We start from the raw sequence: 9,886 nt of genomic DNA, 5'->3' as shown, positions 1-9,886 counted from the left end.
CTTTTTTATGTCTGTTATTTGATTATTGCAATAGAATTAGTACAGCCATTCAAATGCCAGTTTCGGTTTATCGATAAGGCCTGAGGCGGTTTTTTCGCTGACAGCATTGTCTGCAGGGAGCAATTCGGGTTGAGATACATCGCTGACCGCAGCACCAATATCAGACGCACTGGCGGCCTCTGCACTCGTAGCTGTGTTTTCAGAGATTTGAGGTGACACGGCTTGAGATGTCGCATTACTGTTTTCGACCTCATCCAGAGCGCCGACAACCTTGTCGTTGACTAAGGTGCTTTCATCTACTGAGTTTGGCACTTCTTCAATCACTTCCACTTTTTTGACCAAACCAAGCTTCAATACTTCTTGCTCAAAAGAATCAATCGACCCCAACAACGCGATTCGTACAATCACCGTTTCACCGCGGATTTCGGCAACGTCAACTTTTGCTGTTGACGCTAATCGACCTAGCGCTCGCTCTAAAGTAAAAAAGGCATCGGCGCTTGTCATCCCCGTAAAGGACACCGTCACGGAGCCGGCACTATCACCACTCACAAGGGTAGTGTTTTTAGATGCGTAGTAATCACTCACCTGAGCAATCAAGCTTTGGGCCGATAGCTCACCCGACGCTCCGCCTGTTATTGGCGCGACTTGCGTATTTCCCATACTGGCGGGACTTTGGTCATAAAGCGACCAACGTAACTGCTTTCCGTTCGCTTTAATAACCATAACGGCATCAACGGGATAACGTTGCGTCGCTTGTCCAATAGCGCCAACAAATCCTCCCCACAAATCTGTGGTTTGAATGCCCGTCATATCGTCAAAATCACCGACAGGAAAAGTCAGTGGTAAGCCACGTTTTTTCGCTTCGTCACGTAATTGCTGCGCCGTTTGAGAGTTAGTATGTTCCCACGCTATTGATCGATCATAGCCGTTGTCTTCCACTAGCCAGACCATAATATTACTGCGTTCAGCAGGCCACATTGCTGAATCCGCTTGTTGAAGTAACACACCAATTTGAGTGCTATTAAACTTCATGCTCAACGCCTGCTTGCCTTCTACTTGGGTGTAACCCAGTTGAGAAATATAGCGAGAGTTCTTACTCAGTGCCTTTTTCACCACGGCGTTTGAAGCAATATTGACATCACCACTCGCACGCACCAACACCTCTAGCATTCCTTGCTGACGAGCGATCTCATCGGCATTTGGCTCTTCAGTGTTAACCACTATTTGAGTTGAATAAACATCAACTTTAGTCAACGCATACGCTGGTAATGAACACAGTCCAACCAACAACCAAGCAAAATAACGCATAGGAATCCTAAATAACAAAGATATAAGTCGGAATAATAAGCAAACATGGGAGTAGGAGCAAGCAGACTGCTTCAAGGTTTGGTTAAATTATTGCGCACAAGCAATCTAATTGGCTTTAGCAATAGGTTGTCAAGCCAAGTATTGCGATATTTGTAACAATAAACCGGTTTTATTTACTAAGATCATTAAGTAATCGATTACAAGATGGTACTATCTCGCGCGTTTGCCTGACGACCGTTAGGTGTGCTTATGACTTGCCTGGAATTGATATCATGAAAACTATCCTTCAAGGGTCTCAAATGCTGTTCGTTGCATTTGGCTCCTTAGTACTTGTCCCCTTATTGACTGGACTCGACCCAAATGTCGCCCTCTTCGGAGCGGGTGTCGGTACCTTATTATTCCAACTCGTGACTAAACGCAGTGTGCCTATTTTTCTCGCCTCTTCTTTTGCGTTTATTGCGCCGATTATGTTCGGCGTTCAAACATGGGGTGTAGGAGCAACTATGGGTGGCCTAATGGCCGCAGGGGTTGTTTATGTACTAATGGGGGTGTTGATTAAGGTTCGTGGTGTCGCCATCATCCACAAGCTACTACCACCCGTTGTCGTCGGTCCTGTCATTATGGTCATCGGCTTGGGCTTGGCACCGGTTGCGGTCAATATGGCGTTAGGCAAATCAGGCGATGGTGGCATTCAGCTAATCGATTCTGATGCAGCGCTGTGGATCTCGAGCATTTCTTTACTCGTCACTATTGGTGTCAGTGTTTTCTCTCGAGGCTTTTTAAAGCTTTTACCGATTGTGAGCGGAATTTCTGCTGGCTATATTACTAGCTTGTTCTTCGGCGTTGTTGATTTCACCCCTGTCGTGCAAGCTTCTTGGTTATCCATGCCAAACTTCACAGCCCCAGAATTCAACATCAATGCGATACTGTTTATGTTACCCGTCGCCATTGCACCTGCCGTTGAGCATGTGGGGGATATGCTTGCGATCTCGAACGTAACGGGCAAAGACTACCTCAAGAAGCCAGGTTTGCATCGCACCATTGCCGGTGACGGAATTGCAACGATTGCCGCATCCATGATGGGCGCGCCACCCAATACGACATACAGCGAAGTGACAGGTGCAGTTATGCTAACGAAAGCATTTAATCCTGTAATCATGACCTGGGCTGCGGTCACCGCCATTGTTCTTGCTTTAGTCGGCAAACTAGGCGCGATTTTGCAAACAATCCCTGTTCCGGTAATGGGTGGCATCATGATCTTATTGTTTGGTTCTATCGCAACAGTAGGATTGAATACCTTGATTAAAAATAACGTTGACCTACATAAATCTCGCAACCTTGTCATTGTGGCGATTACATTAGTTTTCGGTATTGGTGGAATGGCATTTGGTATTGGCGAGTTTAGCCTACAGGGCGTCAGCTTATGCGGTATCGTCGCGATTATTCTTAATCTTATCCTCCCTGATGACCTAGGTGACAACAAGGTCGTAGACAATGCACAGATCGAAGACTAAAACGCAAACACAGTAAAAAAGTAAAAAAGTAAAAAGTAAAAAGTAAAAAGGCTGACAAATGTCAGCCTTTTTCATACTGGACTCAATTGATTATTGAGTACCAAAAATCTTATCGCCTGCATCTCCAAGCCCAGGAACAATATAACCTTTATCGTTCAAGCACTCATCAATAGCCGCCGTATACAGCTCAACCTCTGGGTGTGCTTTTTCTAATGCTTCAATACCTTCTGGCGCCGCCACTAGTACCAACACCTTGATCGACTTACAGCCTTTCTCTTTTAGCAGGTCGATGGTGGCAATCATGGAGCCACCCGTTGCTAGCATTGGGTCAACAACTAAAGCAATACGCTCATCAATATTGGATGCCAATTTATTAAAGTAAGGCACTGGCTCTAGTGTTTCTTCGTCACGATAAATACCAACGACACTGATACGAGCACTTGGCATATGCTCAAGTACACCATCCATCATGCCTAAACCAGCACGCAGGATTGGCACTACCGTGACCTTTTTGCCTTTAATTTGATCGACTTCAACAGGACCGTTCCAACCATTGATGGTCACTTTCTCTGTTTCAAAATCTGCTGTCGCTTCATAAGTTAATAAGCTACCAACTTCAGTAGCAAGCTCACGAAAACGCTTTGTGCTGATATCCCCTTCACGCATCAAACCTAGTTTGTGCTTCACAAGAGGGTGTTTAACTTCAACAACTTTCATGTCCAACTCCGGCAATTTTTACAAAACCACAAAATTATACATGCTTTGTTCCTTTATTTCAGTTGAGTTTCGACATTTCCCTCCTTTTTCAGTCAAATCAACGGCGATATTCTTCTGCCTTCTTACAAAACAAGAGAACAGAAAATAGTTTAAACTTTCTTACGCAAACGTTTCCCTTTTTGTATAAACCCCTGTTAGAATAGCGCCGCTTTTCACTTCCAATTATTTATCGAGGACTGTCCCGTGAGCGGAAACAACACTTCCCTAAGCTATAAAGACGCTGGTGTAGACATTGATGCTGGTAATGCATTAGTTGACCGTATTAAAGGCGCGGTTAAGCGCACTCGTCGCCCTGAAGTAATGGGAGGCATCGGTGGATTTGGTGCTTTATGTGAGTTGCCAACTAAATACAAAGAGCCGGTACTCGTATCAGGTACAGACGGCGTTGGTACAAAACTACGTCTTGCACTCGACCTTAAAAAACATGACACCATTGGCATCGATTTAGTCGCAATGTGTGTGAACGATCTTATCGTTCAAGGTGGTGAGCCACTATTTTTCTTGGATTATTACGCAACAGGTAAGCTAGATATCGACACAGCAGCGGATGTTGTATCTGGTATTGCAGAAGGTTGTGTACAAGCTGGTTGTGCACTGATTGGTGGTGAAACTGCTGAAATGCCAGGCATGTATGAAGGTGACGATTACGACGTCGCTGGTTTCTGTGTTGGCGTTGTTGAAAAAGCAGACATTATTGACGGAACTAAAGTTGCCGCAGGAAATGCACTTATCGCTGTTGGTTCAAGTGGCCCACACTCAAACGGCTACTCTTTGATTCGCAAGGTACTTGAAGTATCTGGCGCAGACAAAAATGAAGTTCTCGGTGAGCGCACCATTGGTGAGCACCTACTCGAACCAACGAAAATCTACATCAAATCAGCGCTTAAAATGATTGCTGAGCATGATATCCATGCGATCTCTCACATCACAGGCGGTGGTTTCTGGGAAAACATCCCTCGCGTACTTCCTGAAGGCACTAAAGCAGTCATCGACGGCAAGAGCTGGGAATGGCCTGCAATTTTCAACTGGCTACAAGAAAAAGGCAACGTTGAGACATTCGAAATGTATCGTACGTTCAACTGTGGTGTGGGCCTAATTGTCGCACTTCCTAAAGAGCAAGCTGACGCAGCAGTTGCACTTTTACAAGCTGAAGGCGAGAACGCTTGGGTTATTGGTGAGATTGCACAAGCTGAAGCCGGCGAAGAGCAAGTAGAGATCAAGTAATTCATGAAGAATATCGTTGTTTTAGTTTCAGGGAATGGCACGAATTTACAGGCAATTATTGATGCTTGTGAAGGCTCAATCACGAACGCTAAAGTTCGTGCTGTATTTTCTAATAAAGAGTCAGCATTTGCTCTCGAACGTGCTAGAAATGCAGGTGCCGAAGCTGAATTCCTTGACCCAAAAGCAAGTGAATCACGAGAAGCCTTTGATGCAGAGCTAATGCGACGCATTGACAAGCACCACCCTGATTTACTGGTTTTAGCAGGTTACATGCGCATTTTGAGTGGTGAGTTTGTTCGTCACTATATGGGGAAGATGATCAATATTCATCCCTCATTGTTGCCGAAATATCCGGGTCTCCACACACATCAACGTGCTATTGATAACTGCGATGAACACCATGGAACCAGTATCCACTTCGTCACTGAGAAATTAGATGGCGGTCCAATCATCCTACAAGCAAAAGTGCCTGTGTTTGATAATGATACTGTGGAATTACTAGAACAACGTATTCAAGTCCAAGAGCATCAGATCTACCCACTTGTGGTTAAATGGTTTGTTGAAGATAGGCTTTCCATGGATGGCAGCAAAGCTATTTTGGATGGTCAAGCTCTCGGTACCCAAGGGTACGCCGATAAATAGCCAAATAGTAAACATAAAAAAGCGAGTGTCTAACACTCGCTTTTTTTATATTTAAAACAAATCATTACAATGATTCTGTTGGCGCCTGACTCGCAGGTTTTACGGCGGCATGAGGCACATCAGATAAATCATCAGAATTACTCAGCACCCGCTCACCGAAGTGAAATAGATTAAATTCACCGGGCTTCATTCGGTGCCAAGTCTCATTACCCGTTAATGGCTGAGTCGCTACGACCGATACGACATCGTTCAACGTCGTTTCCATTTGGAAGTTAATCGTAACATCTTCATCCAGCAATGTGGCTTGGCCAAATGGCGCTTTACGTGTAATCCAATACAAATGATTGGTACAGAACGTCATCACAAACTCACCGTCACTTAAGAGCATGTTATAGACACCAAACTGACGCAATTCATCGCAACATTCAGCAACATACTGGAACATGGCCATCATATCTTGAGGTGGCTCAGGAAAGCGAGCTTCCAATTTGTTTAGCAGCCAACAAAATGATAGCTCACTATCCGTTTCACCAACGGGTCTATGGCGCCCGATTGCTAAGCTATCATAGTTGCTCAGCTGCCCATTGTGCGCAAATGTCCAATACCGTCCCCAAAGCTCGCGTGTAAATGGGTGGGTATTTTCTAAGTTCACCTGGCCACGGTTCGCTTGACGAATATGACTGACGACCGCCCGACTTTTAATAGGGTAACTTTGCACCAACTCAGCGATCTGCGAATCACAACTTTGATTAGGATCTTTGAACGTGCGGAACCCCTTTCCTTCATAGAAAGTGATCCCCCATCCATCCTTATGAGGCCCCGTATTGCCGCCTCTCTGAATCAAACCTGTAAAGCTAAAACAGATGTCAGTTGGCACATTGGCGCTCATGCCAAGCAATTCACACATTACGTCCCTTATTCTCCATAATCTTTATTCTACGATGCGATGACGCTACAACGATTTTCTACGACGCTTAACTCGATTATTCCATCTCTTTTTCAATCAGTTGAATAATAATATGGATGATCTTGATGTGTATTTCTTGAATACGATCCGCGTAACCGAAGTGCGGTACACGAATTTCAATATCCGCTAAACCCGCCATTTTTCCGCCATCTTTACCTGTTAGCGCGATGGTCGTCATACCTTTTTCTTTTGCTGCTTCAATTGCCTTTAAGATGTTCGCAGAGTTACCAGAGGTAGACAGTCCAAACAACACGTCGCCTTTACGCCCTACCGCCTCGACGTAACGCGAAAAAACATAATCATAACCAAAATCGTTACTCACGCACGATAAGTGGCTAACATCAGAAATAGCAATACCCGCGTAACCCGGTCTATTTTCTCTGTAGCGCCCTGTTAGCTCTTCCGCAAAATGCATGGCGTCACAATGAGACCCTCCGTTACCACAGGACAAAACCTTACCGTCTTCTTTAAATGAAGCCGCAATCATTTTCGCAGCCGCTTCAATTTTGGCAATGTTATCGTCATCACTTAGAAATTGGTTCAAGACATCAGCGGCTTCGCTCAATTCACTTTTAATCAGATCTTGGTACATAGGACTCTTCTCTTTGTTTCACCGATAGGGTCGGCAGTAATCGATTAACTTGAGTGTACCTATAAATCAGAGAGGCTGTCGATAGCTAGCCCCCCTCAATACGCCTCCTATCATCAATTTTTTATTGTTTTTACTACCCCCCTCTCTCTCGCGAGCAAACTTTGCGTTCTGCCAGTTATGTGATGACAAACACCCTCAAATTTTACATTTGTGCAATATTTCAGTTACACTACCAACTGGTTTGACCTCTTACCTTTAACGCGAGTTAACGTGTAGCCGTCAAACCCACGATAACGATAACAACCCAATAACGATAACAATCAAAACATCATCACTACCAGATAAAGGAACCATCATGGACATCTTGCTCTCTACTGTCATTTTGCTCGGAGCGGTTTGCGTTAGCTTTTATCAACGTTCATCCTTAGCAAAATCTCTTATACTCGTTACTGCAGCAATGGCGATAGGAACACTACTTGGCACCTTTGGTGTCATCGCATGGAGTGTTTATGTTGTTCTCATCTCTATCACTTGCATCCCTGCACTGCGCCAATCTCTGATCTCAGCAAAAGCACTCGCTGTGTTTAAAAAGGTCTTGCCTGCGATGTCTCAAACAGAGAAAGAAGCACTGGATGCAGGAACAGTCTGGTGGGAAGCAGAGCTGTTTAAAGGCAAGCCTAACTGGCAAAAACTGCAGCAAATCAGCGCGCCCAAGCTAAGTAAAGAAGAGCAAGAATTCTTAGATGGCCCAGTCAATGAAGTCTGCGCAATGGTGAATGACTATCAAGTCACCCACGAGCTTGCCGACCTTCCTCCTGAGATCTGGCAATACCTCAAAGATCACAAGTTCTTTGCGATGATCATCAAGAAACAATACGGCGGATTGCAGTTTTCTGCCTATGCACAGTCTTTGGTATTGCAAAAACTCACCGGTGTTTCGAGTGTTTTATCGTCGACCGTCGGCGTACCAAACTCGTTAGGTCCCGGTGAATTACTTCAACATTATGGTACAGAAGAACAAAGAGATTATTACCTTCCAAGGCTTGCTGTTGGGAAAGAAATTCCGTGCTTTGCCCTCACCAGCCCTGAAGCGGGATCTGATGCTGGGTCCATTCCAGACTTTGGTGTGGTTTGCAAAGGCCAATGGGAAGGAAAAGAAGTACTCGGTATGAGCCTGACATGGAACAAGCGTTACATCACGCTTGCACCTGTCGCAACAGTGCTTGGGCTCGCATTTAAGCTTAGAGACCCCGATGGTCTAATCGGAGATAAAGCCGACCTAGGCATTACATGTGCACTAATACCGACCGACTTAAAAGGTGTGGAAATTGGTAACCGCCACTTCCCACTGAACCTGCCATTCCAAAATGGTCCAACACGAGCACAGTCACTATTCGTTCCTCTCGATTTCATCATCGGTGGCCCTAAAATGGCCGGACAAGGCTGGCGTATGCTGGTTGAATGTTTATCCGTAGGGCGCGGAATTACCCTACCATCCAATTCGACCGGTGGTATAAAAACGGCGGCACTGGCGACTGGTGCTTACGCTCGAATCCGTCGACAATTTAAACAACCGATTGGTCATATGGAAGGCATTGAAGAGCCATTGGCTCGCATTGCTGGTAACACCTACGTTATGGATGCGGCCAGCAGTTTAACAGTAGCCGGCATTGATTTAGGTGAGAAGCCTTCGGTTATTTCTGCCATCGTCAAATATCACTGCACCCACAGAGGACAGCAATGCATTATTGACGCCATGGACATCGTTGGCGGTAAAGGCATCTGCTTAGGTCCGTCGAACTTCCTAGCCCGTGGTTATCAAGGCGCACCCATTGCGATAACGGTCGAAGGCGCTAATATCCTTACACGCTCTATGATCATTTATGGTCAAGGTGCGATTCGTTGCCACCCTTACGTACTGAAAGAGATGGAAGCGGCTTACTCAACAGATAACAGCGCAGTCTCAGAGTTTGACAAAGCATTAGCCGGTCACGTTTCGTTTGCGGTGAGTAACTTTGTCCGCAGTTTATGGCTCGGCCTCACCGATGGTCGTGGTTCAGACGCACCGTATAAAGATGCGACCAAGCGTTATTACCAGCAACTCAATCGCTACAGCGCTAACCTAGCGTTGTTATCCGATGTCTCAATGGCCGTACTGGGTGGTTCACTAAAACGCAAAGAACGTTTATCCGCGCGTCTTGGTGATATCTTAAGCCAGCTCTACCTGAGCACTGCTGCACTCAAGCGTTTTGACAACGAAGGCCGTCAGAGTGAAGATTTACCTCTCTTGCACTGGGGTCTACAAGACAGCTTGAAACAAACAGAGCAAGCACTTGATGACTTCCTTGCTAACTTCCCTAACCGAATGATTGGGCGTGTGTTACGTTGGGTTGTAATGCCACTAGGTACCGTACGACAAGCACCATCAGATAAACTTGATAGCCAAGTTGCTCGAATCTTACAAACACCGTCAGGGGCACGTAGCCGCTTAGGTCGCGGACAATACTTAGAACCAACCGAATTCAACCCGGCAGGCCGTATTGAACAAGCGCTTGAGATGGTGTTAAAAGCAGAGCCTATTTTCAATAAAATCTGTAAAGAACTCGGACAGCGCCGACCATTTACCAACCTTGGAGAGGTTGCAGAAATCGGTCTAGAGAAGGGGCTCATTAGCAAAGAAGAAGCCGTCATACTTCATACCGCTGAAGCGCACCGCCTGTATACCATCAATGTCGACGATTTCTCCCCTGAGGAGCTGGCAGCAAAGCCGGTTTATCCAACGATGGAGGAAGTGGCGTAACCTTGTTATAACGTGACTGTAAATAGGATATAACGACTATTGATATGACACGACAGTGCATG

Annotated in this window: 8 protein-coding genes; 4 read left to right on the top strand and 4 right to left on the bottom strand. The window is 45.5% G+C overall.

Features of this window, described 5'->3' with window-relative positions; translation table 11 throughout:
• Nucleotides 1–36: 36 nt before the first annotated feature.
• Nucleotides 37–1,308 (bottom strand): DUF2066 domain-containing protein, encoded by a 1,272-nt coding sequence (locus tag AB4405_RS22110; RefSeq protein ID WP_372062849.1) that lies wholly within the window; start codon nt 1,306–1,308, stop codon nt 37–39.
• Between the two features lie 272 nt (nt 1,309–1,580).
• Between AB4405_RS22110 and AB4405_RS22105 the strand changes: the two genes are divergently transcribed.
• Nucleotides 1,581–2,822 (top strand): uracil-xanthine permease family protein, encoded by a 1,242-nt coding sequence (locus AB4405_RS22105; protein WP_102469680.1) that lies wholly within the window; start codon nt 1,581–1,583, stop codon nt 2,820–2,822.
• A 90-nt stretch (nt 2,823–2,912) separates the two neighbouring features.
• Here AB4405_RS22105 and upp read toward each other — a convergent pair whose 3' ends face one another.
• Nucleotides 2,913–3,539: a uracil phosphoribosyltransferase gene (upp, locus tag AB4405_RS22100; RefSeq protein WP_372062848.1), complete on the bottom strand. Its 627-nt coding sequence runs from the start codon at nt 3,537–3,539 to the stop codon at nt 2,913–2,915.
• Nucleotides 3,540–3,782: 243 nt separating this feature from the next.
• On the opposite strand from upp, the gene purM reads away from it, so the two are divergent.
• Both purM and purN read left to right on the top strand, forming a co-directional pair.
• Entirely contained in the window at nt 3,783–4,823 is a 1,041-nt protein-coding gene (gene purM, locus AB4405_RS22095; RefSeq protein WP_102469678.1) for a phosphoribosylformylglycinamidine cyclo-ligase, read from the top strand.
• Between the two features lie 3 nt (nt 4,824–4,826).
• Entirely contained in the window at nt 4,827–5,465 is a 639-nt protein-coding gene (purN, locus tag AB4405_RS22090) for a phosphoribosylglycinamide formyltransferase (RefSeq protein WP_372062847.1), read from the top strand.
• A 64-nt stretch (nt 5,466–5,529) separates the two neighbouring features.
• Here the strand turns inward: purN and AB4405_RS22085 are convergent, their stop codons facing one another.
• Together AB4405_RS22085 and lpcA are read right to left on the bottom strand one after the other, a co-directional pair.
• Nucleotides 5,530–6,372 carry a class II glutamine amidotransferase gene (locus AB4405_RS22085; protein WP_102469676.1) on the bottom strand — a complete coding sequence of 281 codons (843 nt, stop codon included), beginning with the start codon at nt 6,370–6,372 and terminating at the stop codon, nt 5,530–5,532.
• 76 nt (nt 6,373–6,448) lie between these two features.
• Nucleotides 6,449–7,024, bottom strand: a complete 576-nt coding sequence (lpcA, locus tag AB4405_RS22080) for a D-sedoheptulose 7-phosphate isomerase (protein ID WP_102469675.1) — start codon at nt 7,022–7,024, stop codon at nt 6,449–6,451.
• Nucleotides 7,025–7,379: 355 nt separating this feature from the next.
• Between lpcA and fadE the strand changes: the two genes are divergently transcribed.
• Entirely contained in the window at nt 7,380–9,824 is a 2,445-nt protein-coding gene (gene fadE / locus AB4405_RS22075) for an acyl-CoA dehydrogenase FadE (RefSeq protein WP_372062846.1), read from the top strand.
• The last annotated feature ends 62 nt before the right edge of the window (nt 9,825–9,886 follow it).

This window comes from Vibrio sp. 10N.261.51.F12, from assembly GCF_041471725.1.
Lineage (GTDB): Bacteria > Pseudomonadota > Gammaproteobacteria > Enterobacterales > Vibrionaceae > Vibrio.
The sequence above is the reverse complement of the archived record's forward strand: the minus strand, read 5'-3'. Positions and strand labels throughout refer to the sequence as shown.

Excerpts from the sequence above, each read along its gene's own strand:
- purN (WP_372062847.1), top strand. The coding sequence starts at position 4,827 with ATGAAGAATATCGTTGTTTTAGTTTCAGGGAATGGCACGAATTTACAG.
- upp (WP_372062848.1), bottom strand. The coding sequence starts at position 3,539 with ATGAAAGTTGTTGAAGTTAAACACCCTCTTGTGAAGCACAAACTAGGT.
- lpcA (WP_102469675.1), bottom strand. The coding sequence starts at position 7,024 with ATGTACCAAGATCTGATTAAAAGTGAATTGAGCGAAGCCGCTGATGTC.
- AB4405_RS22105 (WP_102469680.1), top strand. The coding sequence starts at position 1,581 with ATGAAAACTATCCTTCAAGGGTCTCAAATGCTGTTCGTTGCATTTGGC.
- AB4405_RS22110 (WP_372062849.1), bottom strand. The coding sequence starts at position 1,308 with ATGCGTTATTTTGCTTGGTTGTTGGTTGGACTGTGTTCATTACCAGCG.
- AB4405_RS22085 (WP_102469676.1), bottom strand. The coding sequence starts at position 6,372 with ATGTGTGAATTGCTTGGCATGAGCGCCAATGTGCCAACTGACATCTGT.
- fadE (WP_372062846.1), top strand. The coding sequence starts at position 7,380 with ATGGACATCTTGCTCTCTACTGTCATTTTGCTCGGAGCGGTTTGCGTT.